The organism is Rhizobium sp. 1399, from assembly GCF_031455475.1.
Taxonomy (GTDB): domain Bacteria; phylum Pseudomonadota; class Alphaproteobacteria; order Rhizobiales; family Rhizobiaceae; genus Rhizobium.
Genome location: NZ_JAVDSU010000011.1, coordinates 219,148 through 240,954 on the forward strand (window position 1 = coordinate 219,148; position 21,807 = coordinate 240,954).

Consider the following 21,807-nt stretch of genomic DNA (forward strand, 5'->3'; position numbering starts at 1 on the left):
CCCCCACATCCACCGAGGGCGGGCCTCTTCTTTCAGATCTTCTGGCCGCAGGCCCGGCAGAAGCGGCGCACCGTTTCCGCCATGCCATATTGCAGCGCATCCGCCGTCAGGCCGTGGCCGATCGAGACTTCGGCGAGAGCGGGAATGCGCTTCACGAGCGCGGGAAGATTTTCCACTGTCAGATCATGGCCGCCGTTGACGGCAAGGCCGAGCGCGAGTGCGGCATCCGCCGTCTTGCCGAGACCTTCGAGGATCGGCCCCACCCTTTCAAGCGCATCATAGCAGCCGCCATAGGGGCCGGTGTAAAGCTCGATTCGGTCGGCACCCGTCGCTTTCGCGGCCTTTACCGCCTCAGCATCACCATCTCCATCGGCAAACAGCGAAACACGGAATCCCATCTTCTTCAGCCGCGCTACGACATCGGTGAGGAACGCCTGATGCCTGCGGAAATCCCAGCCGTGATCGGAGGTCGCCTGCGAGGGATCATCAGGCACCAGCGTCACCTGCTCCGGCTGAGCCTTGGCACAAAGCTCCAGGAATTCCTCGGTCGGATAGCCCTCGATATTGAATTCGGCTTCCGGAAACTCGTCGTCGATCAGATTACGGATCACGGGCAGATCGGAAAAGCGGATATGCCGCTGGTCCGGCCGCGGATGCACGGTCAGCCCTGAGGCACCAGCGGCAAGAGCGATGCGCCCGAGGCCTTCCACGCTTGGCCAGGGCAGATCGCGCCGGTTGCGCAGCATGGCGATGGCATTGAGGTTCACGGAGAGTTTGGCGGGCATGGCAATATCCGTCTGGGATGGCGACTGGTCCTGCTTTTAAGGCAAGCCGTCCGCGAACGCCAATGAGATTCGCACATGCATTCATGCCTGTCCTTGATAGTCGCGCGCACCATGACGATCGACGTCAGGGGCGTACCGAAAACAGTAATTCCCGTTCCCTTCGAAGATCATTCGTCAGCGACGACGAACCGTGTGGTTTTATTTTACCACATACCAAGCAAGAGGCGGATTGAGATGCCGCAACATTGCTATCCCATTTAAAAACGGTTATTTTTAGCACTTACAAAAGAACCCGTCCGCGCATAAAGTGGGCGCCACGTAACGAGTAAGTACGCCGAGTACTGCTTCTTCCAACGATAAGAACGCTAGAGGAAAACCCCGCTCGCCGCGCTCCGGAAGCAACTGGCAAAGCCGCATGAGGTGCAACTATCTGCCCCAGGAGGGTTCATGCCAGACGGTTCCAAACGTTTGTTTGCTGCCGCCGGTATCGCTTCGGAGGCCCGGTCGAAATACCGGTTCCTGCCTTCGGCCGCTTTGCCGCCGGATATCCCACAAGGTCCCGTTCCGATCGCCGACATGGCGAACGCATTCGGCGTCACGCACAGGACACTGCATTTCTACGAAGAGAAGGGCCTGATTTCCGCAAACCGCATCGGCCTGATGCGCGTTTACGATCAGGATGATGTCATGCGCATGGCGGTCATCACCGTCTGCCGCGAAACCGGCATGCCGATCGCCGTCATCCAGGAATTGATGGACGTGTTGCGCAGCGCGGCCTCCCAGGAAGAGGCCGAGTCGATCTTCCGCGAGGCCCTCTCCCAACGCAAGCGAGAGCTGACGGCCGAAATGTCGACTTTGCACCGGCAGCTGCAGCAGGTAAGCGACCTTCTCGATTACGACAGCAGCCTCGACCTGCCGCCGATCAACGACAACAGGGATCCGGCAAGCCTGACCGATCAGGAGCGCCAATGCCTGGAGCTGATGGCTGAAGGATATTCGACGCAGCGCATCGCCCGCGCCCTCGACCTCAGGCATGAGGAAACGCGCGCGCTGGAAGCCGACATCATCATGAAATTCCAAGCCAACAACCGCTTTCAGGCGATCGCCAAGGCGGTTCTCCTCGGCATCGTGCAGGCCTGATCACTTGGCAGCGGCCGCCACCGCATCCCTGCAGGAGCACAAACGCCAGTTTCCAGCGGACGCCAATCTTAGCGAACGATTGTCAGCGTCTCTGCTGCGCGCGTAATCGCGGTGTAAAGCCAGCGCTCGCGCGTATCGCGAAAGGCCCAGCTTTCGTCGAACAATACGACATTGTTCCACTGCGAACCCTGCGCCTTGTGCACCGTCAGCGCATAGCCGTAATCGAACTCGTCATAGCGCTTGCGTGTATTCCAGGGGATCTCGCCTTCCACATTCTCGAAGGCTTGCTTCAGAAGCTTGATCTTCGCAGCCCCACGATCCATATCGTCATCTTCGGGGCGGACCAGCAGGTTGATGCCGGGCTTGGTCGTTTCCTTGGATGAGGTCATGACCTGCCAGAGCGAGCCATTCAGCAGGCCCTTGGCCGGGTCGTTGCGCAGGCAGACCAGCTTGTCGCCGGTCTGCGGATGTTCGGTCGTAAAACCCTTGAGCTCCCGCAAACGCTGGTTATAGCGCCGCCGCGTCTTGTTTGTGCCGACGAGCACCTGATCGGCATCCATGACCAGCGGCTGCGTCACCTCGTTCTTCGAGATCACCTGCGCCTTGCCATAGTCGCCATACATGATCTCGTTGCCCTCACGCACCTGCATGGCAAGCTTGATGATCGGATTGTCGCGCGCCTGCCGATGAATATCGGTCAGCAGGTAGTCTGGGTCCTGATTGGTGAAGTAGCCGCCGCCGGTGACCGGTGGCAGCTGGCCAGGATCGCCGAGCACGAGGATCGGCGTGCCGAAGCTCATCAGGTCCTTGCCGAGCGCCTCGTCCACCATCGAGCACTCGTCGACGATGATCAGTGCCGCCTTGGCGACCGGGCTCTGGCGGTTGATGGAAAACATCGGCGCAATCGATGTCTTGCCGGTTTCCTCGTCGGCAATCTCTTCCTCGCCGCGCGGCCGGTAGATCAGCGAATGGATGGTCTTGGCATTCGACGCCCCGCGCGAGCGCAGCACCTGCGCCGCCTTGCCGGTGAAGGCGGCAAACAGTACGTCGCCATCGACATGCTCGGCAAAATGCTTGGCAAGCGTCGTCTTACCCGTGCCGGCATAGCCGAACAGACGGAAGAGCGGCGACCTGCCCTCCTTCAGCCAGTTCGAAACGGCTTTCAGGGCTTCATCCTGTTGCGGGGCGAATTGCATGGAAGCGACTTGGCAGGATTCGCCCGGCATAGGCAAGGTGGAATTTTCCTTGAAGCGAACTAGCTCTTCGCCGCCTCGCTGATGACCCGCTCGCGCAGCAAGCCGACGAGATAGAGCGATCCCGTCAGGATCACCCAGGCGCCGGAGGCGGCTGCCTGTTCGAGCGCCTTTTCATAGGCCGCCTGCGGATCATCGATCACCTCGCTCGCGAGACCGATCTGACCGGCAAGCGTCTGCAATTCGGCAGGCGAACGGAAACGATTGGAAACCGAGGTGAAGATCGGCGAGACGCCGTAGCGGCCCATCACCTCGAGAAGCCCGGCGGCATCCTTGTCTGCCGCGATCGCCACGACAGCAATGCCCGGCCCGACAAATCCTTCCATGCCGGAGAGGTCGTCAAGCACTGCTTCGAGATTGAACGGCACATGTGCCCCGTCGAGCGCAACGGCAACACCTCTGCCCGCGACAGGCACGATGAAACGCTCCAGCCGTCCCGGCAACTGCGATTCCCGCTCGGCATCGGCATCGATCAGCCATCCACCGACCACCTTGCCCTCGCGCGCCTTGACGCCAAGTTCACCGAGCACATCGAGCGCGGTACCCGCGATTGCAATATTGCGCCCGGCAATCGTCGACGCTCCGGAAAAATCCGGACGGATGAGACGCGCATCGATCTCAGCTGCCCGCTTGGCAACCACTGCTCCGGCTTCATCATCCGCATCGAGCGGCGTAACGACGGTCGAGCGCGGCTTGATGATGCCGGCCTTTTCGAAGGCAATGGCCGCCCGTGTCTTGCCCAATATCTCCGTATGCTCGAGGCCGATATTGGTGATGATGGAAACATCGCTGTCGACGATATTGGTTGAATCCAGCCGGCCACCGAGACCCGTCTCGATCACGGCCCATTGAACGCCCGCATCGCGGAAAATCAGGAAACCGGCCGCTGTCAGTATGTCGAACCATGTTGCAGCTTCCGCTGCCGTCCCTTCCGCCCTTGCGGCCTTGAGAGCATCGAGCCCCAGGACGAGCGCCTCGGCGAGCACAGCCTCTTCGACCGGTTGGCCATTCAGGCTGACACGCTCGGAAATATGCTCCACATGCGGCGAGGCATAACGCCCGACGGAAATGCCGGCATGGCGCAAGCCTGCTTCGAGCAGCGCCGAAGTCGAACTCTTGCCCTTGGTGCCCGCCACATGGATCGAGCGGAAGGCGCGGTGCGGATCGCCTAGACGGGCGGAGAGATCGAGGATCGGCTCCAGTCCGACGCGCATTTCGCCGCGTGGACGCTGTTCCCAGTTGGTGAGCTGATCAAGTTGCGAAAGGGCTTCGATAAGGCGGGGATTTTCTATCTGCATGGGCATGGCACAGGTTACAGGGGTTATTTTGGTGCCCAGGCGAGCAGCATCGGCAGCCTGCGCTTCCCGATGGTTCTCCATCTGTCTCGCCAGTCACGCAAGCGGGCCGACACTAGAACCTTTCCGTTGCCCTGCCTAGCCTCGCAAGCGTCATCATCACGGCTCCGCAGCGACGCCGCCTGCGGCAACTGCCAGTTAACGCTGGTGAATTTTAGCTCTTGCGGAGATTGGCAAGAGCGCCACTTTAGCTCCTGTCTATGACAAAGAGGCGGAGATTCGAATGGGACAGACTGTCCGAATTCCAGTCAACGAACCGCAGAGACTGCTTGCCGTGCGCTCGCTGAGCGCCATCAGCAGCAGCCCGACGCCGGAGCTTGCAGCACTTGCCGAGCTCGCCAAGAATGCATTCGCAATGCCCTATGCCGCCGTCAACATCGTCGACGAGGACTGGCTGCGCATCGCCGGCGAAGCGGGCATGCAGCTTTCGGAATGCCCGCGCGACCTTTCCTTCTGCACCCGTGTTGTCTTCGCCAACGACATGGTCGTCGTTCCCGATCTGGAACAGGATGCGGAGCTCAATGCCGCGCCCTATGTGACGGGCCCGCCGCATTTCCGTTTTTATGCCGGTGCACCACTGGAACTGGAAAACGACCTGGTGATCGGCGCCTTCTGCATTCTCGATCAGAAGCCGCGCCTCTTCACCGAAAAAGAGGCGGCCAATCTTCGCCGTTTCGCTCGTGTTGCGAGCGCGCTTCTGCGGCTGCAGAAGGCGAATTTCGTCATGGGCCTTGCAGAAAGCAGCCTTCGCACGGCGGCCATGACCGATCCGCTGACCGGCTTCCTCAACCGCGCCGCACTCGATGCCATCGTCGACCGCGCGCTGGAATCAGCCCTTGCCTCCGGCCAGACCTTCGGCGCCCTCTATCTCGACATGGATGGTTTCAAGTCGATCAACGATACGCTCGGCCACCATATCGGTGACGAGGTGCTGCGGGAGGCGGCAAATCGCATCCGTTCGGTCATCCGCTCCGGCGACATCGTCGTTCGCATGGGCGGCGACGAATTTGCGATCTTCATACCGAACCCGCCGAACACCGAAGCGCTGGTCTCCGTCTCCGAACGCCTGCTCTCGGCCTTCCGTAGCCCCTTCGCCATCGAGGGGAATACCATCCTCGCCCGCCTGAGCATCGGTGCGGCACTCGCCCCGCAAGGCGGCCGCCGCCGCCGCGAACTGCTGCGCAACGTCGATGGCGCCCTCTATAGCGCCAAAGCCGCCGGACGGGACTGCTATGTGGTTTTCAATCCGAACTGACGTTTGAAAAAGAAACGGGAATAAAACGGACACCTGCCGTGTCTCATCTCCGGTAACGCAAGGTGCGTGCCTAACCCGAGGAGAGAGACCATGAAGTCCGTGAAATTCCTGTCCGTGCTGGCAGTCGTCGCTGCCACCGCCACTGCAGCCTTCGCAGCACCCGCCGTCACCGAAGTCGAAACGGCCAAGGGCAAGGTTCTTGCCGGCGAAAAGGGCATGACCCTCTACACCTATAAGAAGGACGAAAAGGGCGTATCGAGCTGCTACGACAAATGCGCCACCAACTGGCCGCCCTTCCTCGCTCCTAGCGGCGCCAAGGCCGAAGGTGCATACTCGCTCGTCGAACGCAAGGATGGAACCAAGCAGTGGGCCAAGGACGGCATGCCGCTCTATTACTGGGTGAAGGACACCAAATCAGGCGACATCACCGGCGACGGCGTCGGCGGTTCCTGGGACCTTGCCAAGCCCTGATGGCGAGACGCGCGTGAAGACGCCCCCACCCGATGCGTTCGAGGGCCAGATCCTGGCCCTCCTTCCCTCGCTTCGGCGCTATTCCCGCAGCCTCACCCGATCGGATACCGAAGGCGAGGATCTGCTTCAGGATTGCGTGGAGAAGGTTCTGGCCAGGCGCGGCCAGTGGCGGGGTATCAACCTGCGCGGCTGGGTCCTGACGACGATGACCAACCTCTACCGCAACACCCGCCGCGCCAGCCCCCGCGACCGGCTGATCGAGCTCGACGCCGTCGAAGAACTTGCCGGTCCTGATGCCCAGGCCGATCCGCTGGAGCGCCTGCGGCTGGAACAGGCCCTCGACAGTCTGTCGGAAGACTACCGCGCCGTCCTGATGCTCGTCGTCATCGAAGGCTACAGCTATCATGAAGTGGCAACCATGCTGGACATCCCGATCGGCACCGTCATGTCGCGCCTGTCGCGCGCACGCCAGCGCATGAGTGACCATATGAAAGCCGATAATGTGATTACGCTTCGGAGACCGAAATGAACGAGACCAACCCCACCGTGACCGAAGCGGACCTGCACGCCTTTGCCGACGGGCAATTGCCGGAGGCCGGCCGCGCCCGCGTGGAAGCCTACCTCGCCGAAAACCCCGAGGAAGCCGCCATGGTCGCCGGCTGGCAGGCGCAGAATGCCGGCATCAAGTCCCTGTTTTCAGGCTATGAGAAGAGCCGCGACACCGATCTCCGGATGGTGGCACCGGCTGACACTGCCTCCCCCTGGAAGACACGCTCGGCCCTTGCCGCTGCCGCCGTCATGCTCTTCGCGCTTGGCGCCGTCAGCGATCGCTTCATCCCGCCGCTCTTCCAACGCCCGCCGCTGCAGCTGGCCGAATCCGAGACCTTGCCGAAGCAGGCCGAAACCGCCTTCCTCGTCTATGCCGGCGAAGTGCGCCACCCGGTCGAAGTCTTCGCCAATGAGGAAGCACATCTAGCGACCTGGCTCGGCAAGCGGCTGGCAATCCCCGATCTCAAGGTGCCGGACCTCAAATCCCTCGGCTTCCACCTTGTCGGCGGCCGCCTGCTGCCGGTCGATAACAGGCCGGGCGCCATGTTCATGTACGAGGACCAGGGCGGCGAACGCCTCACCATCATCGTCGGCCGCAACAAGGAAAACAGGACGACAAGCTTCCGCTTCGCGTCCGCCAAGGATGTCGAGACCTTCTACTGGATCGATGGCGAACTCGGCTATGCGGTGACGGGCGAAATCTCCCGCGACATGCTGCGCAAGGTGGCCGAAGAATGTTACCGGCAGTTCCTTTCATAAAAGGGGAACTGCACGCAGACTACGCGATCAGGCCGATACGACTTGGTAGCGGCCGATTTCATCCTGCTTGAGCATGGAACCGCCCTCAGCACCCTCGGCAAGCTGCTTCTTCAAGGCCTGCGTGACCTTGTCGTTCTTGTCTGGATCATCAGCGCTGTCGATAAGATCTTCCAGCGTGATGCCGAGCTTATCCAGACCGAGATCGCGCTCGATCTTGGCAATGGCCTGCGCCCCGTCCGGCTTGCTCTTCAGATCCGAAAAAGCCTTTTTCGTCGCGGCGACGAACGCATCCATCGATGCATAGTCGCTCTTTTTCACGCCGAGCGCTTCGCCTGCGCGGTCGATCAGATCAAGCTTCATCTGGGTTACGCTTCGATCGTTCACGCTGAACAAGGCGTCAGAAATCTTGGACTGCGCGGCCGTCGGCTGCGGGCTCATGCCGGATGTCTGTTTGACGGGCTGGCCATGGGCAATCGCCACCAGATTGTCACCATCGGTCTTCTTGGCGTCGGTGGAATTCACAGGCGAAATGCTCTGCTGAAGGATCAGCAAGGCGGCTTCATTGGTCGATGAAATCGAAGTCATGCATGGTCCTCGTGCGCATGTGCTCGACCATCATGGGCGCAATGTGCAGGTTTGACCGGGCGTCATGCCTGAGCGGGAATCAGCTGGGTTTGCGATGGCATCATCGCCGTGATTCCTTGCATAAATATAAAACTTGAGCGTGTGCCTGTCGATAAATTCGATCGATAGCGTCAGGCCGTGATCTCAGCGCTGGGGATCGTTGGCAAGCTCGATCGGCTTGCCATGCGGCGTCGCTTCCGCCGCCCGCTGCCAACTCTTCTGCAGGTCGAGAATGGCGGAAGCATCCGCCACACCGCGGCTGACGAGCAGATCGGAAAGAGCCGCCACCCAGCAGTCGAAATAATCGCTGCCATCCTCGGCCCGGCCAGGCTTATGCAACTCCCTGGACAGGACTTCCGCCCATTCGCTCCAGGCAAACAGACCCTTCTCATGCAGTTGCACGGTCATGGCAAAGGCTTCCGCCGCCCAGGGTTCGGGGAAAACAGGATCACCCTCCGGCGACTTCGGCAGACCCGGCGATTGCGCCAGTTGAGACGGGATCTCACACACGCTCAAGGTAGCTCTCCCAGGCATCGATGGAGACCGTCAGCGACGGATCGGCGCCCTCGCCCCAGATCTCGCCGCCATCGAAGACGACGGTATAGAGCCATTGCGGGTTCTCGCCTTTGCCATGCGCGTTGTCATCGGGAAAAACGAAGGAGCCCTGCACTGCCTCGATCACGCCCGTCTTGGCACGCGCATAACGCGGCAGCCGCGTATGGGTCGCCGGATTGAAATTCTTCGTCTTGACCGTTTCGCCGACCACGAAGAGCGGCGCGGTCTCGACCGGCCGGTCGCAGGGAGCGCCCTTTGCGAGCACGCCTGATACCATTTCCGCCTTCAGCACCCGCTTCGGCACAGCACCATCCAGCAGCTTGCGGCCGGACAGCAGCTCCTCGCGGTTGGCAAAGCCGTGGCGTTCCAGGAGCATGTCGATGCCGCGGATCCAGATCTCGTAATAGTTCGCCGCCAGATAATCGGCCGGCGGAATGCTTTCGCGCGCATGCCGGCTCTCGTCGATCGTCCAGGCGCCGAAAGCGCCGCAGGACAGCGTGATGCCGAGCGCCCGCTTCTCCCATTCGGCATGGAAATAGGGCTCGTTCTTTTCGGGCGCGACGGGGCCGAAGCCCATCTGGCCTCCGAGATCGTGCGGGCCGTTCACGCCGGCACCTTTGTGCCGGCAGCCGTCGCCTCCGGGTTACCGGCAGCCGAGACCTTCGGGCTGTCAGCAATGGCCGTTCCGATCATCGCATCACGGCTGACGAGATCGGCAAGCGCCTCCTCGCCCATGCCCTCGGTGCCCTGTGGCCGCTCGGGAATAACGAGATAACGCAACTCCGCGGTCGAATCCCAGACGCGAACCTTCTTGCCCTCTGGCAGCGTCACCCCGAATTCGGCGAGCACGCCGCGCGGATCGATGACCGCGCGCGAGCGATAGGCGGGAGCCTTGTACCAGACCGGCGGCAGGCCGAGCACCGACCACGGATAGCAGGAACAGAGTGTGCAGACGATGAGGTTATGCGTGTCTGCTGTATTGAAGACGGCGCGCATGTGCTCGCCCTGCCGGCCGGTATAGCCAAGGCTCGCAATCGCCGCCGTCGCGTCCCGCTTCAGCCATTCGGCAAAATCGGGATCGCTCCAGGCTTTCGCAACGACACGCGCACCATTGCGTGGCCCGACCTTCGTCTCATAGGTCTCGACAATCACATCGATCGCCGCCGGATCGATCAGCCCCTTCTCCGTCAGCAGCGTTTCCAGCGCTTTCACACGCGCCTGCATGTCCGAATAGTGGTTGTCGTGGTGATGATCATGGTGATCGTGGTCATGATCCGCGTGGTCGTCTCTGTGCCGCATGGCGCTCTCCGGGGTAGAGCGCTCGATCTTATGCGCCGATCGGAGGACCGCCAAGCGTATTTCTCGTCAAGAAGTGCCCCAATGAATGCCATCGGCAAGGATTGAAGGGGAAGCTAATTAAGCAACTCCTTATTTTTCGCCGTCATCCTAACCAAACGTTAATGGCTTCATCTCAACATTGCACACATGAAAGTTCCGACATTCGGCCGCAGCACCAGACCGCCCGCGCCTCCGTCCGCCCCTCCGCGAGAGGAGATGGAGAGCCTTGCGCACAGCTCGGCCTCTGCCGATCCGCGCCGGCGTGAGACCGAAGATACCGTGCAGAGCCCGGGGCTGGTTGCACGCGCCCTGCTCGACCACGTGATTCAGGAAATGGCGACGGACGGCAATGTTCATTCGATCGATCTGTTCGCAGCCCTGGGATCGGTTGGCGGTTTTTCGTGCGTCCTCACCGCCTTTGATATCGCTTCCGCCGGACAGCTCAGCGACGACGCTGATCTCATCGCCATGGAAACCGAGGATGGCTCCCGCTATTATACCGGCAATCTGCCGAACGCCTTCCTTCTGGAAAACCATGATTCCCTGCTCAACCTGACATACGGCGCGGCAAGAAGGTCCGGTGCTATGATCTCGCAAGAGATGGCGATGGAAGCGCTTCGTTACGTGGTCTCAACCATCGGACATCCGCAGTTCGGAATACCGCGATTGATGGATGAACACCGTCCAGGCGATACGCCCCTTGCCTACGTTCGCCGCCTGTGGCCGAAGTTGGCCGATGCTCTCGATCGAAATATCGTGCCCATCAGCAGGCGACCTTTCGCGATCGGCCTGGCGTTGGAGCTTGCCTTCTACCAGGTCAGGCCGCCGCTCGACCCGTCGCTGGCGGCGCGGATCGTCACCGAATGCGCTATTCCCATGGCCAAACTCGATCCCCGCCTTATCGCCTAAGCCATCCGGCATGAAAGCGAGGCAGTTTCTTGCGAGCAATACGCGGGCATTACACGGCCGCCCCCTGCTCGATATGCCGTTTTTCGGTAGTCTCCCACTATGAACATCCTGATTCTCGGTGCCACAGGCTTCATCGGCTCGGCGATCGCAGCACGGCTGCTTGCGGACGGCTGCACCGTGACCGGGCTTGTCCGCAATCCCGACCGGGCACGGGTTCGCCAGCCCGCTATCCGCTGGATCCGGGCCGATCTGGAGAAGATGACCAATGTGGCCGACTGGGCCGCCATGCTGGAAGGCCAGCACGTCGTCGTCAACAGTGCCGGCGCCCTCCAGGACGGTCTTTCGGACAATCTCGCAGCCACCCAGCAACGCGCAATGATCGCCCTCCAGCAAGCGGCGCGACCGGCCGGCGTGACGCTGATCGTCCAGATCTCCGCCCGAACCGACGGCGCCGGCAGCAACCTGCCCTTCCTCACCACCAAGCGTGCTGCCGATACAGCGCTTGCAGCATCCGGCCTGCCTTACGTGATCCTGCGCCCATCCCTCGTGCTCGGCCGCAACGCCCACGGCGGCACCGCACTTCTGCGCGCGCTTGCATCCTTCCCCCTTGCCCTGCCGCTCATCCATGCCGACAGCCCGGTCGAAACCGTCGCCGCCGAAGATGTCGCCTCTGCCGTCTCGGCCGCGATCTCCGGCGCACTCCCCTCCGGTAGCGATATCGAACTCGCCGCCGAGGAACGGCACACGCTCGCAAGCCTCGTCAAACTGCACCGCGCCTGGCTCGGCCTGCCGGATGCGCCTGTCATCTCCATCCCGCCGGCAATCGCACGGCCGGTCTCATGGCTTGCCGATATTGCCGGCCATCTCGGCTGGCGCTCGCCGCTACGCTCCACCGCCATGACAGTCATGTCCGAGGGTGTGCGCATGGACCGCCCCACGCCCTCGGGTCTGCCGACACTCTCGGCTGAGGAGACGCTTGCCGCCCATCCCTCCGGCGTTCAGGACCTATGGTTTGCCCGCCTCTATCTCCTGAAGGCGCCGGTCATTGCCGGGCTGTCGCTCTTCTGGTTACTATCCGGCCTCATCCCGCTTCTGGCGCCAGAACGGGCGAGCGCCCATTTCCTGCCCTTCATGCCTGCGGGTGCCGCCATGGCGCTGACGATCCTCACCTGCCTGATCGATATCGCGCTCGGCGCCGCAGTCCTCTTGCGTCCATTCGCCCGCCGCGCCCTTCTCGGCATGCTCTTCGTCTCCCTCGCCTATCTCTTGGGCGGCACGATGCTGGAGTCCGCGCTCTGGCTCGATCCGCTTGGGCCGCTCGTCAAGGTCCTGCCATCGCTGCTGCTGACGCTTGCGGCACTCGCCATCCTGGATGAACGCTGATGCTCGCAGAACTGCTGCTTCTCGCCCATGTTGTCGGCGCAACTGTGCTCTTCGGCACCGGCGCCGGCATCGCCTTCTTCATGGTGATGGCCCATCGCACCCTTAACCCTGTCCTGATCGCCCATGTCGCCGGCACCGTCGTGATCGCCGATACGGTCTTTACGGCCACAGCCGCCATCCTCCAGCCGGTGACAGGCTATCTTCTCGCCCGCATCATCGGCTGGGATCTGACGGAAAGCTGGATTGCGCTATCGCTGGTTCTGTATGTCGTCACCGGCATCTTCTGGCTGCCGGTCGTCTGGATCCAGATCCGGTTGCGCAATCTCGCCCGCGCAGCAGCCGCCTCGGGCACTGCCCTGCCGCCGGCCTATTTCAGCCTCTACCGCGTCTGGTTCGCCTTCGGCTTTCCGGCCTTCTTCGCGGTAACAGGCATTCTCTTGTTAATGCTATCAAAGCCGACGCTATTTTAGCATCGGCCACAGGCTGAGCACGAGCAGCACCGCCATGGTGATGTTGAACCATTTCAGCCGCACCGGATCGGAGAGCCACTGCCGAAGCGCCGAACCGAAGCCCGCCCAGGTGGAAACCGAGGGCACATTGACCGCCGCAAAGGCAAGGCCGACGAGCAGCACGCTGATCAGATAAAGCTCCCGATTCGTATAGGTTGCCATCGCCGTGACCGCCATCACCCAAGCCTTCGGATTGACCCACTGAAAGGCCGCAGCGCCAAGGAAGGACATCGGTTTCACGCCGCTCTTGCCTTCGCTCAGCGACCGCGATGTCGCAATCTTCCAGGCGATCCAGACGAGATAGGCGCCACCGGCAAATTTCAGCGCGATATAGACCGTCGGCACCGTATGCAGCAGCGCCCCGAGCCCCAGACCTACGGCAAGCAGCAGCGACAGGAAACCCGCCCCGATGCCGAACATATGCGGGATCGTACGGCGAAAGCCGAAATTCACGCCCGAGGCAAACAGCATCATATTGTTCGGCCCCGGGGTGATCGAGGTCGTGAAAGCAAAAAGCAGCAGGGCCAGAAACGTATCCAGCGGCATGAAACCCTCCCGGGGCCGCACGTGTTGACGATTTGGCGGCTTATCTGGAATTGGGTCAGCATAACTGCCCTAATTCACATCGACCATAACATGATTGTCATGGTGACAGGATTACCTGATAGTCTATCGAGCACGCACAGGATCAGAACGTACATGGACGCCCCCATCCCCACCATCACCTTTCCCGATGGCACCGAAGTGCCGGCGCTCGGCCAGGGCACCTGGGGCATGGGCGAGGATGCCGGCCATGCGAAGGAAGAGATTGCCAGCCTCAAGGCCGGCTTCGATCTCGGCATGACGATGATCGATACCGCGGAAATGTATGGCGACGGCGGCGCCGAGGAAATCGTCGGACAGGCGATCAAGGGACGCCGCGACGAGACCTTCATCGTCAGCAAGGTCTATCCCTGGAATGCCAGCCGCACCGGCACGATCACCGCCTGCGAAGGCAGCCTCGAACGCCTCGGCACCGACCGCATCGACCTCTATCTCCTGCATTGGCGCGGCAACTATCCGCTTACCGAGACCGTCGAGGCCTTCGAGACGCTGAAAGCCGCCGGCAAGATCCGCGCCTGGGGCGTCTCCAACTTCGATACCGACGACATGGAAGAACTGCTCTCCGTCCCCGGCGGTCAGAATGTTGCCGCCAATCAAGTTCTCTACAATCTCGCCCGCCGCGGCATCGAATACGATCTCCTGCCCTGGTGCCAGAGCCGCAACATTCCGATCATGGCCTATTCGCCGATCGAACAGGGCCGCATCCTGCACCACCCCGACCTGATCCATATCGCCAAGGCCTATCAGGCGACACCGGCACAGTTGGCGCTCGCCTTCCTGCTCGAACGCGACGGCGTCTTCGTCATCCCCAAGACTTCGAATATCGAGCGCGCCCGCGAAAACCGCGATTGCGTCTCCCTCGATATCACCGACGAGGACTGGGAAGCCCTCGACGCCGCCTTCCCGCCGCCACCAAAGAAAACGCCGCTGGAGATGCTCTGACCTCCAGCGGCGCAAACTGCCATTCAAAAGCAGCCGATCACATGCCCGGGCTGTAACCCTTACATGCCCGGGCTGTCTCTTTACATGCCCTGCCCGCCGCGGTTCATCGCGGCAATGCCAGTGCGGCAGACTTCGATGAGGCCGAGCGGCTTCATGATCGCGATGAACTGGTCGATCTTCGAAGACTTGCCGGTGATCTCCAGGATGAAGTGATCGATCGTCGCATCCACCACCTTGGCGTGGAAGGCGTCCGCTAGGCGCAGCGTCTCGGCGCGGGTCTCGCCATTGCCGATCACCTTCAGCAGCGCCACTTCCCGCTCGATCGGCCGGTCCTGGCCGAGCTCGCGGGCGCGTACCGTCAGGTCCACCACGCGATGGACAGGTACGATGCGTTCGAGCTGCGCCTTGATCTGCTCCAGCACATGCGGCGTGCCGCGGGTGACGATGGTGATGCGCGACAGATGCGCCGCATGCTCCGTCTCCGAAACCGTCAGGCTTTCGATGTTGTAGCCGCGGCCGGAGAACAGGCCGATGACGCGGGCGAGTACGCCCGGTTCGTTATCGACCAGCACCGAGAGCGTATGGCTCTCGACGGCCGCCGTTTCCGGAGAGATGAAGTAGGCAGAGCCGGTGGGTTGAAGGTGTGCGTTCATGATCCTGGGTTCCTACCTATCTATTGTTATACTAGCTGACGGCCCTTGGCGTCGATCGCATTGGCGACCGCTTCGTCCGTGGCTTCGTCTGGCAGCAGCATTTCATTATGGGCCTTGCCCGAGGGGATCATCGGGAAGCAGTTGGCGAGATTGGCAACGCGGCAATCGAAGATAACCGGCTTCTTGACGTCGATCATCTCCTGGATGGTCGCATCGAGATCGTCGGGCTTCTCGCAGCGCAGGCCAACGGCGCCATAGGCTTCCGCGAGCTTCACGAAATCAGGCATCGCTTCCGTATAGGAGTTGGACAGGCGGTTGCCATGCAGCAGCTGCTGCCACTGGCGCACCATGCCCATGTACTGGTTGTTCATGATGAAGATCTTGATCGGCGCATTGTGCTGGATCGCTGCCGACATTTCCTGAATGCACATCTGGATCGAGGCATCGCCGGCAATATCGATGACGAGGCTTTCCGGATGGGCGATCTGCACGCCGAGCGCCGCCGGCAGGCCATAACCCATCGTGCCGAGGCCGCCCGAGGTCATCCAGCGGTTCGGCTGTTCGAAGCCGAAGAACTGGGCCGCCCACATCTGGTGCTGGCCGACTTCGGTCGTGATGTAGGTGTCGCGATCCTTAGTCAACGCGAAGAGACGTTCCAGCGCATATTGCGGCATGATCACGTCCTTGCTCATCGTATAGGCGAAGGAATTGCGGGCGCGCCAGCGGGTAATATCGCCCCACCAGGCATCGAGACGGCTCTTTTCCGGCTTCTTCGGCAGTGCCCGCCACAGGCGGATCATGTCTTCCAGAATATTGCCGACATCGCCACGGATGCCGACATCGACACGGACGTTCTTGTTGATCGAAGACGGATCGATATCGATATGGATCTTCTTGGAATTCGGCGAGAAGGCGTTCAGACGACCGGTAATACGGTCGTCGAAACGGGCACCGATGCAGACCATGACATCGCAATCATGCATCGCCATGTTGGCCTCATAGGAGCCGTGCATGCCGAGCATCTTCAGCCAGTTCTTGCCGGAAGCCGGATAGGCGCCGAGACCCATCAGCGTCGAGGTGATCGGGAAATCTGTCAATTCGACCAACTCGCGCAGCATGCGGGAGGCTTCCGGGCCGGAATTGATGACGCCGCCGCCCGTATAGAAGACCGGCTTGCGGGCGTTGGCCATCAGCTCGATCGCCGCCTGGATCTGGTTCAGGTCACCCTGGATCTTCGGCTGGTAGCTCTTCTGGATGGCATGATCGGCCGGCGGCGTGTAGGTGCCGGTGGCAAACTGCACGTCCTTCGGGATATCGACGACAACGGGGCCCGGACGGCCCGACTGGGCAATACGGAAGGCCTCATGGATGACGGCGGCGAGCTCGTTGACATCCTTGACCAGCCAGTTGTGCTTGGTGCAGGGGCGCGTGATGCCAACCGTATCGCATTCCTGGAAGGCGTCCGAACCGATCAGCGGCGTCGGAACCTGGCCGGAGAGGCAAACGAGCGGAATGGAATCCATCAGCGCATCCTGCAGCGGCGTGACGGCATTAGTGGCACCGGGGCCTGACGTCACCAGCATGACGCCGACCTTGCCGGTGGAGCGGGCGTAACCTTCGGCCGCATGGCCGGCGCCCTGCTCATGGCGCACGAGGATGTGCTTGATATCCTCCTGCTGGAAGATCTCGTCATAGATCGGCAGGACGGCACCGCCGGGATAGCCGAAGATGTGCTCGACACCATTGTCCTTCAGCGCGCGGAGAACGATTTCCGCTCCCGTCATCCTGTTGTCTGCCGCTTGATTGTCCGTGCTCGCCATGTGTCTGTTCCGTTTGATGCTGGAGATCTGAGGTTTGTGGCCGGAAGCCCTGATTTCGGGCATAAAAAAAGGCCCCTGAGGAGCCTTCGTCTTGCGCATGGGTGGCTATCGCCGGATGGTTACACCATCCTGCCCATGCGCTTTCCCACCACGATAAGAACGTTCGAAATTGTCATGGGCGGAAGTGATAGACAGAAAATTTCGCAGCGTCAACGCATTCCGCAATAAAAAATCGGCACGCCGTCAACTGCGCAAACCGTCCAATGGGCCGTCCAATTCTGGGGCTGAAGGATTTATTAAAGGATCGATTCTATCCTGCCCTTTAATGCAGGGAGTAACCCTTTGCTCAACAACGACATGATGACGACAGGCAAAGCAGGCGAACAGGATCGCCGCGACAGCCTTGCGCCGGGGAACAGATTTCTCGGGCGTGTCGTTGCATGCAGCGGATCGCGCGCCACCATCGCCGCCGTGGCGGAAGCCGGCGGCACCGATCTCACCGAATTATGGTCTGTCGGCCGGCTGATTTCGATCAGCGTCGGGCGCAATCGCGTCGTCGCCCTCGTCTTTTCCATGAATACCGGTAGCCAGGGCTGGGGCGAAGGTCAGGACAATATCTTTCGCATCGAGACCGAGCTTCTTGGCGAAGTCCGTGTCGACGAAGACGGCCGCGAGGAATTCTCGACCGGCATTTCGCGCTATCCCTATCTCGGCGCCATCGCCCACCGCATCCGCTCCGCCGACTTGATGCGCATCTATGATGCCGGCAAGGGCGCCACCGCCGTCATCGGCAATCTGACGCAGGATGAAAGCATCGACGCGGCGATCCATGTCCCCTCGATGCTGTCGAAGCATTTCGCCGTGGTCGGCTCGACCGGCGTCGGCAAATCGACCGCCGTCTCGCTGCTCTTGCACAAGGCGATCGAGGCCGATCCGAAGCTGCGCGTGCTGATCCTCGATCCGCATAACGAATTTGCCGCCGCTTTCCCGAAACACGCTGTCACCATCGATACCGATACGCTCGACCTGCCCTTCTGGCTGATGCGGCTGGAAGAATTCGCTGAAGTTGTCTTCCGCGGCCGCCCGCCGGTGCCCGAAGAGCTCGACATGCTGCGCGATATCCTGCCGGAGGCCAAACGCGCCTTTCGCGGCAGCGACAGTTCGCTGGTGCGCCGCCAGACGGAAAAGAGCTCGATCACCGCAGACACTCCGGTGCCCTATCGCATCGCCGATCTGCTTGCCCTCATCGACGAGCGCATCGGCAGGCTGGAAGGCCGCGCCGAAAAGCCCTTCCTGCGCTCGTTGAAGATGCGCATCATCGCCGCGATCAACGATCCGCGCTATCACTTCATGTTCTCCAGCAACACGATCAGCGACACGATCACCGAGACCATCGCGCAGATCTTCCGCATACCCGGCGACAACAGACCGATTTGCACTTTCCAGCTCGCCGGTATCCCCTCGGAAGTCGTCAACTCCGTCGCCTCGGTACTTTGCCGCATGGCCTTCGAAATCGCGCTCTGGAGCGAAGGCGCCATTCACATGCTGGTCGTCTGCGAAGAGGCGCACCGCTATATACCCTCGGACCCGAACCTCGGCTTTGTCCCGACGCGCCAGGCCATCGCCCGCATCGCCAAGGAAGGCCGCAAATACGGCGTCTCGCTCGGCATCATCACCCAGCGCCCCGGCGAACTCGACCAGACGATCCTGTCGCAGTGCTCGACGCTCTTTGCCATGCGTCTTGCCAACGACCGCGACCAGGAAATCATCCGCTCGGCCATCCCCAATTCCTCGATCTCGACGACGAGCTTCATCTCCTCGATCGGCAACGGAGAGGCGATCGCCTTCGGAGAGGCGATCCGGGTGCCTATGCGCATGCGCTTCTTGCGCGTCGACGAAACCCTGCTGCCGAAGGCCCATAGCGCCACCAGCAAACATGCCGAGGAAGACCCTGACACCGTCGACCTGCGCCGCATCGTCACCCGCATGCGGGCGATCACATCAGGCCCCGATATCTCCACATTCCAGCAGAGCTACAGTGCAGCGATAGCGGATTACGAGCCGGAAGAGGATTTCGAAGACGAGGACGCTGCTCAGCCCTACGCCGCTCCGTCGGCAGCACAGGCACCGCTTGAACCCTATCGCCCCGGACTGCTGCCGCAGAGCCGCGCGCCGCATCCCGAGCCCCCGCCGCTCTCGCCGCAGACCTCGATCGACGCACGCCTGGAAGCGCTGCGCCGCGAAATGCGTCGCGACGAGCAGCCGAGGCCGGCCTTTGGCGAACAGACGTCAGCGCAGCGTCGCGAGGGCGGCATGTCGCTGCGCGAAAGCATCCTGAAGAAGCCGCTGAGCAGCCTTTACGATAAGGACTGAGCCGTCAGCTCAGTGGAAATAGGAGATCGTCTCGATCCGCATGGTCTCGTCTTCGACCGCGAGTTTTATGACTGTTGGCATGGTGAGGAGCTTCCATAATTCATAACCAGACGTTCCAGTCAGATTCCCAAGGAAGCTGCAGATAATACGGCCGTGAGAAACGACTGTGCATCGCGTCGCTCCGTCCAGCCGCGAGACGATCTGGCTCAGACCAGTTCTGAATCGCGCTGCCGTTTTGGCATGGGAATCGCCCCAGACCTGGTTTTCCCGATCGGCGAAGTAGCGCTCGACCGACATCGCGAAATCGTCGCTTGATATCCATGCCGCTTTGTTGGCCCGATGCTCGCGAAATTCCTCAATAGCGGTCACCGGCAGGTGCGTCAGCTGTCTTGCCGTCTGCAACGCCTTCGATTCAGGACTGCTGAAGACCAGTTCGGGCAACATGCCTTTGAGAGATGCAGCCACTGCACGGCCAGCATCGGTCAGCTCCCAGAAGGCGGGAGGGCGCTCCGGATCGGGCATCGTCTCTGCATGGCGAACAAGATAAATTTCACGCATCGCTAGAACGCCTCAAGTCAACCGCTCCCAGCTTTCATCCATCTGATTGCGGAACCAGGTCATCTGCCGCTTGGCATATTGCCGTGTGGCGGCGGCCCCGCGCTCGATCACCTCTGCACGGCTCATCTCACCACGCAGCATCGCCGCGATCTGCGACACGCCGATCGCCTTCATGACAGGCATTTCCGGGGGAAGATCAAGCGCGAGTAGCGCCCTCACCTCGTCTTCCGCCCCCTGCTCCAGCATTTTCTCGAAACGTCCGTTGATACGCTGATGCAGCACGGCGCGATCCGGCAGCACGACGATCTTGCGCGCCCTGTCGGGATCGACGACGACAGGCCCCGCCTGCCCCTGGAATTCTGCAATCGACTGACCCGTCGCCTCGAAGACCTCAAGCGCCCGCACGATCCTCTGCCCGTCCTGTACGTTCAGGCTTTCGGCGATGGCGGGATCAACCTTCGCTAGCTCTGCATACAGGCCCTCCGGACCCTCCTCCAGAAGCCGTGCGCGCAGCCGCTGCCTTACCTCCTCGGGAATGACGGGCATTTCCGACAACCCGCCCGTCAGCGCCTTGAAATAGAGCCCGGTGCCGCCGACGAACACCGGCAGCTTTCCCTCGGCGTGGATGCGCGGCAAAAGCGCTGTCACGTTCCGCAGCCAGGAACCGGTCGAACAGGCCTGCGCGGCCGGCACATGGCCGTAGAGATGATGCGGCACACCATCCATATCCTCTCCGGAGGGTCGCGCCGTCAGCACCCGCAGCGTGTCATAGACCTGCATGCTGTCGGCATTGATCACCACGCCGCCATGCTCCTTGGCCAATTCCACTGCGAGCGCGGACTTGCCGCTGGCAGTCGGCCCGGTTATCAGGATCGCATTCACAGCGCTCAGAAGGTTTTCCATCATGGCCCTCGTTGCCACGCTTGTTGCCAATCCGTCAAACCCCGTTCTTTCGCCTGAGATCGCCGAGCGAGCTTCAGACGCCATCAAGGCATCCGGGCTCTACTGGCTGGCGGATGGCATTGCCTGCGATATCGTGCTCGCAGACGGCTCCGACAGGCGGGCAGCGGAGGCCAATCTGCTCGCCGTCATCGCCAACAGCCCGATCGATCTCGTCATCCAGGAACAGGAAACCCGCCGCAAGAAGCTGCTGATCGCCGATATGGATTCGACCATGATCGGCCAGGAATGCATCGACGAACTCGCCGCCGAAGTCGGCCTGAAGGAAAAGGTCGCCGCCATCACCGCCCGCGCCATGAACGGCGAGATCGCCTTCGAGCCGGCGTTGCGCGAACGCGTCGCCCTCCTGAAGGGCTTGCCGATCTCCGTCGTCGACGAAGTGATCGCCAAGCGCATTACGCTTACCCCGGGTGGCCCCGAACTGATCGCCACCATGAAGTCGAAAGGCTATTATACCGCCCTCGTCTCCGGCGGCTTCACAGTCTTCACCAGCCGCATCGCAGCCACCCTGGGCTTCGACGAAAACCGCGCCAATCTCCTGCTTGAGGAAGACGGCCTCCTCTCCGGCCACGTCGCGGAACCCATTCTCGGCAAGCAGGCCAAGGTCGATGCTCTCAACGACATCGCCACCCGCCTCGGCATTTCCCCCGGAGAAGCCATTGCCGTCGGCGACGGCGCCAACGATCTCGGCATGCTGCATCTGGCCGGCTCCGGCGTCGCCCTCCACGCCAAACCGGCTGTCGCTGCCGAAGCCGACATGCAGATCAACCACGGCGACCTGACGGCGCTGCTCTATATCCAGGGCTACCGGAAGACGGATTTCGTGACGGCTTGAACCGCGCGAGGCGTGGCCGAAAACTGAAAAGGAGCGTCATAACCGCTCCTTTCGCATCTTGGGGCGGCAAGCGCCCCTCCCCACCCTCATCAAGTCAGTTGCTGACAGGATCGTTGAGTGCTCTCAGTCTTGCATTGGCGACGACGATGATGTGTCGCATGACGGCATTGATGGCGAG

23 protein-coding genes and 1 riboswitch are annotated in these 21,807 nt (G+C 61.6%); of the genes, 11 read left to right on the forward strand and 12 right to left on the reverse strand.

Going from position 1 to position 21,807, the window contains the following annotated elements:
- Window positions 1–32: 32 nt before the first annotated feature.
- Window positions 33–785, reverse strand: a complete 753-nt coding sequence (locus J2X71_RS28655) for a pyridoxine 5'-phosphate synthase (RefSeq protein ID WP_310387543.1) — start codon at window positions 783–785, stop codon at window positions 33–35.
- Window positions 786–1,232: 447 nt separating this feature from the next.
- On the opposite strand from J2X71_RS28655, the gene J2X71_RS28660 reads away from it, so the two are divergent.
- Window positions 1,233–1,925, forward strand: a complete 693-nt coding sequence (locus J2X71_RS28660) for a MerR family transcriptional regulator (RefSeq protein WP_007817771.1) — start codon at window positions 1,233–1,235, stop codon at window positions 1,923–1,925.
- Window positions 1,926–1,993: 68 nt separating this feature from the next.
- Here J2X71_RS28660 and J2X71_RS28665 read toward each other — a convergent pair whose 3' ends face one another.
- Both J2X71_RS28665 and J2X71_RS28670 read right to left on the reverse strand, forming a co-directional pair.
- Window positions 1,994–3,121 (reverse strand): ATP-dependent RecD-like DNA helicase, encoded by a 1,128-nt coding sequence (locus J2X71_RS28665; protein ID WP_113323371.1) that lies wholly within the window; start codon window positions 3,119–3,121, stop codon window positions 1,994–1,996.
- A 59-nt stretch (window positions 3,122–3,180) separates the two neighbouring features.
- Entirely contained in the window at window positions 3,181–4,476 is a 1,296-nt protein-coding gene (locus J2X71_RS28670) for a Mur ligase family protein (protein ID WP_310387546.1), read from the reverse strand.
- Between the two features lie 26 nt (window positions 4,477–4,502).
- Window positions 4,503–4,583: riboswitch (ZMP/ZTP riboswitch) on the reverse strand.
- Between the two features lie 173 nt (window positions 4,584–4,756).
- Here J2X71_RS28670 and J2X71_RS28675 point away from each other — a divergent pair.
- The 4 genes from J2X71_RS28675 (at window position 4,757) to J2X71_RS28690 (ending at window position 7,567) form a co-directional block, all read left to right on the forward strand.
- The gene (locus J2X71_RS28675) at window positions 4,757–5,788 is read left to right on the forward strand and encodes a sensor domain-containing diguanylate cyclase (RefSeq protein WP_310387547.1); all 1,032 of its coding nucleotides are present in this window, start codon (window positions 4,757–4,759) and stop codon (window positions 5,786–5,788) included.
- A gap of 90 nt (window positions 5,789–5,878) precedes the next feature.
- Window positions 5,879–6,259 (forward strand): hypothetical protein, encoded by a 381-nt coding sequence (locus J2X71_RS28680; protein WP_310387548.1) that lies wholly within the window; start codon window positions 5,879–5,881, stop codon window positions 6,257–6,259.
- Window positions 6,260–6,272: 13 nt separating this feature from the next.
- The gene (locus J2X71_RS28685) at window positions 6,273–6,788 is read left to right on the forward strand and encodes an RNA polymerase sigma factor (protein ID WP_310387549.1); all 516 of its coding nucleotides are present in this window, start codon (window positions 6,273–6,275) and stop codon (window positions 6,786–6,788) included.
- On the forward strand, window positions 6,785–7,567 hold the full coding sequence (locus tag J2X71_RS28690; protein ID WP_310387550.1) for an anti-sigma factor: 783 nt from the start codon (window positions 6,785–6,787) through the stop codon (window positions 7,565–7,567). The genes J2X71_RS28685 and J2X71_RS28690 overlap by 4 nt, the downstream gene beginning before the upstream one ends.
- A 27-nt stretch (window positions 7,568–7,594) precedes the next feature.
- Here the strand turns inward: J2X71_RS28690 and J2X71_RS28695 are convergent, their stop codons facing one another.
- The 4 genes from J2X71_RS28695 to nthA all read right to left on the reverse strand — a co-directional run bounded on the left by J2X71_RS28695 (window position 7,595) and on the right by nthA (window position 10,045).
- Window positions 7,595–8,152 carry a hypothetical protein gene (locus tag J2X71_RS28695; RefSeq protein ID WP_310387551.1) on the reverse strand — a complete coding sequence of 186 codons (558 nt, stop codon included), beginning with the start codon at window positions 8,150–8,152 and terminating at the stop codon, window positions 7,595–7,597.
- Between the two features lie 183 nt (window positions 8,153–8,335).
- A complete protein-coding gene (locus J2X71_RS28700) occupies window positions 8,336–8,707 on the reverse strand; it encodes a nitrile hydratase accessory protein (protein WP_310387552.1) in 372 nt (123 codons plus the stop codon).
- Window positions 8,694–9,353 carry a nitrile hydratase subunit beta gene (gene nthB / locus J2X71_RS28705; RefSeq protein WP_310387554.1) on the reverse strand — a complete coding sequence of 220 codons (660 nt, stop codon included), beginning with the start codon at window positions 9,351–9,353 and terminating at the stop codon, window positions 8,694–8,696. The genes J2X71_RS28700 and nthB overlap by 14 nt, the downstream gene beginning before the upstream one ends.
- Complete coding sequence (gene nthA / locus J2X71_RS28710; protein WP_310387556.1) at window positions 9,350–10,045, reverse strand: nitrile hydratase subunit alpha; 696 nt, start codon at window positions 10,043–10,045, stop codon at window positions 9,350–9,352. The genes nthB and nthA overlap by 4 nt, the downstream gene beginning before the upstream one ends.
- A 255-nt stretch (window positions 10,046–10,300) precedes the next feature.
- Here nthA and J2X71_RS28715 point away from each other — a divergent pair, with 255 nt between their 5' ends.
- The 3 genes from J2X71_RS28715 to J2X71_RS28725 all read left to right on the forward strand — a co-directional run bounded on the left by J2X71_RS28715 (window position 10,301) and on the right by J2X71_RS28725 (window position 12,846).
- Window positions 10,301–10,993 (forward strand): hypothetical protein, encoded by a 693-nt coding sequence (locus J2X71_RS28715; RefSeq protein ID WP_310387558.1) that lies wholly within the window; start codon window positions 10,301–10,303, stop codon window positions 10,991–10,993.
- A 99-nt stretch (window positions 10,994–11,092) separates the two neighbouring features.
- Complete coding sequence (locus J2X71_RS28720; RefSeq protein ID WP_310387560.1) at window positions 11,093–12,376, forward strand: SDR family oxidoreductase; 1,284 nt, start codon at window positions 11,093–11,095, stop codon at window positions 12,374–12,376.
- Window positions 12,376–12,846 (forward strand): DUF2269 domain-containing protein, encoded by a 471-nt coding sequence (locus tag J2X71_RS28725; protein WP_310387561.1) that lies wholly within the window; start codon window positions 12,376–12,378, stop codon window positions 12,844–12,846. Before J2X71_RS28720 ends, J2X71_RS28725 begins: the two co-directional genes overlap by 1 nt.
- Here J2X71_RS28725 and J2X71_RS28730 read toward each other — a convergent pair.
- Entirely contained in the window at window positions 12,838–13,431 is a 594-nt protein-coding gene (locus J2X71_RS28730) for a LysE family translocator (protein WP_310387562.1), read from the reverse strand. The genes J2X71_RS28725 and J2X71_RS28730 overlap by 9 nt on opposite strands.
- Window positions 13,432–13,584: 153 nt before the next feature.
- On the opposite strand from J2X71_RS28730, the gene J2X71_RS28735 reads away from it, so the two are divergent.
- On the forward strand, window positions 13,585–14,430 hold the full coding sequence (locus J2X71_RS28735; protein WP_310387564.1) for an aldo/keto reductase: 846 nt from the start codon (window positions 13,585–13,587) through the stop codon (window positions 14,428–14,430).
- 80 nt (window positions 14,431–14,510) lie between these two features.
- Here J2X71_RS28735 and ilvN read toward each other — a convergent pair whose 3' ends face one another.
- Window positions 14,511–15,083: an acetolactate synthase small subunit gene (gene ilvN, locus J2X71_RS28740; RefSeq protein WP_113323364.1), complete on the reverse strand. Its 573-nt coding sequence runs from the start codon at window positions 15,081–15,083 to the stop codon at window positions 14,511–14,513.
- Window positions 15,084–15,109: 26 nt separating this feature from the next.
- Window positions 15,110–16,903, reverse strand: coding sequence for an acetolactate synthase 3 large subunit (locus J2X71_RS28745; protein WP_310387566.1), 1,794 nt, complete (start codon window positions 16,901–16,903; stop codon window positions 15,110–15,112).
- Between the two features lie 342 nt (window positions 16,904–17,245).
- On the opposite strand from J2X71_RS28745, the gene J2X71_RS28750 reads away from it, so the two are divergent.
- On the forward strand, window positions 17,246–19,276 hold the full coding sequence (locus J2X71_RS28750) for a helicase HerA domain-containing protein (protein ID WP_310387568.1): 2,031 nt from the start codon (window positions 17,246–17,248) through the stop codon (window positions 19,274–19,276).
- Window positions 19,277–19,285: 9 nt separating this feature from the next.
- On the opposite strand, the gene J2X71_RS28755 is transcribed toward J2X71_RS28750, so the two are convergent.
- Window positions 19,286–19,834: a histidine phosphatase family protein gene (locus J2X71_RS28755; RefSeq protein WP_310387570.1), complete on the reverse strand. Its 549-nt coding sequence runs from the start codon at window positions 19,832–19,834 to the stop codon at window positions 19,286–19,288.
- A 12-nt stretch (window positions 19,835–19,846) separates the two neighbouring features.
- Entirely contained in the window at window positions 19,847–20,740 is an 894-nt protein-coding gene (gene miaA / locus J2X71_RS28760; protein WP_310387572.1) for a tRNA (adenosine(37)-N6)-dimethylallyltransferase MiaA, read from the reverse strand.
- Here miaA and serB point away from each other — a divergent pair.
- Window positions 20,739–21,629 carry a phosphoserine phosphatase SerB gene (gene serB, locus J2X71_RS28765; protein ID WP_310387575.1) on the forward strand — a complete coding sequence of 297 codons (891 nt, stop codon included), beginning with the start codon at window positions 20,739–20,741 and terminating at the stop codon, window positions 21,627–21,629. The genes miaA and serB overlap by 2 nt on opposite strands.
- The last annotated feature ends 178 nt before the right edge of the window (window positions 21,630–21,807 follow it).

Bases quoted from the DNA above. Each gene is read 5' to 3' on its own strand.
- J2X71_RS28655 (WP_310387543.1), bottom strand. From the start codon at position 785: ATGCCCGCCAAACTCTCCGTGAACCTCAATGCCATCGCCATGCTGCGC.
- J2X71_RS28660 (WP_007817771.1), top strand. From the start codon at position 1,233: ATGCCAGACGGTTCCAAACGTTTGTTTGCTGCCGCCGGTATCGCTTCG.
- J2X71_RS28665 (WP_113323371.1), bottom strand. From the start codon at position 3,121: ATGCAATTCGCCCCGCAACAGGATGAAGCCCTGAAAGCCGTTTCGAAC.
- J2X71_RS28670 (WP_310387546.1), bottom strand. From the start codon at position 4,476: ATGCAGATAGAAAATCCCCGCCTTATCGAAGCCCTTTCGCAACTTGAT.
- J2X71_RS28675 (WP_310387547.1), top strand. From the start codon at position 4,757: ATGGGACAGACTGTCCGAATTCCAGTCAACGAACCGCAGAGACTGCTT.
- J2X71_RS28680 (WP_310387548.1), top strand. From the start codon at position 5,879: ATGAAGTCCGTGAAATTCCTGTCCGTGCTGGCAGTCGTCGCTGCCACC.
- J2X71_RS28690 (WP_310387550.1), top strand. From the start codon at position 6,785: ATGAACGAGACCAACCCCACCGTGACCGAAGCGGACCTGCACGCCTTT.
- J2X71_RS28695 (WP_310387551.1), bottom strand. From the start codon at position 8,152: ATGACTTCGATTTCATCGACCAATGAAGCCGCCTTGCTGATCCTTCAG.
- nthA (WP_310387556.1), bottom strand. From the start codon at position 10,045: ATGCGGCACAGAGACGACCACGCGGATCATGACCACGATCACCATGAT.
- J2X71_RS28715 (WP_310387558.1), top strand. From the start codon at position 10,301: ATGGAGAGCCTTGCGCACAGCTCGGCCTCTGCCGATCCGCGCCGGCGT.
- J2X71_RS28720 (WP_310387560.1), top strand. From the start codon at position 11,093: ATGAACATCCTGATTCTCGGTGCCACAGGCTTCATCGGCTCGGCGATC.
- J2X71_RS28725 (WP_310387561.1), top strand. From the start codon at position 12,376: ATGCTCGCAGAACTGCTGCTTCTCGCCCATGTTGTCGGCGCAACTGTG.
- J2X71_RS28730 (WP_310387562.1), bottom strand. From the start codon at position 13,431: ATGCCGCTGGATACGTTTCTGGCCCTGCTGCTTTTTGCTTTCACGACC.
- J2X71_RS28735 (WP_310387564.1), top strand. From the start codon at position 13,585: ATGGACGCCCCCATCCCCACCATCACCTTTCCCGATGGCACCGAAGTG.
- ilvN (WP_113323364.1), bottom strand. From the start codon at position 15,083: ATGAACGCACACCTTCAACCCACCGGCTCTGCCTACTTCATCTCTCCG.
- J2X71_RS28745 (WP_310387566.1), bottom strand. From the start codon at position 16,903: ATGGCGAGCACGGACAATCAAGCGGCAGACAACAGGATGACGGGAGCG.
- J2X71_RS28755 (WP_310387570.1), bottom strand. From the start codon at position 19,834: ATGCGTGAAATTTATCTTGTTCGCCATGCAGAGACGATGCCCGATCCG.
- serB (WP_310387575.1), top strand. From the start codon at position 20,739: ATGGCCCTCGTTGCCACGCTTGTTGCCAATCCGTCAAACCCCGTTCTT.
- miaA (WP_310387572.1), bottom strand. From the start codon at position 20,740: ATGATGGAAAACCTTCTGAGCGCTGTGAATGCGATCCTGATAACCGGG.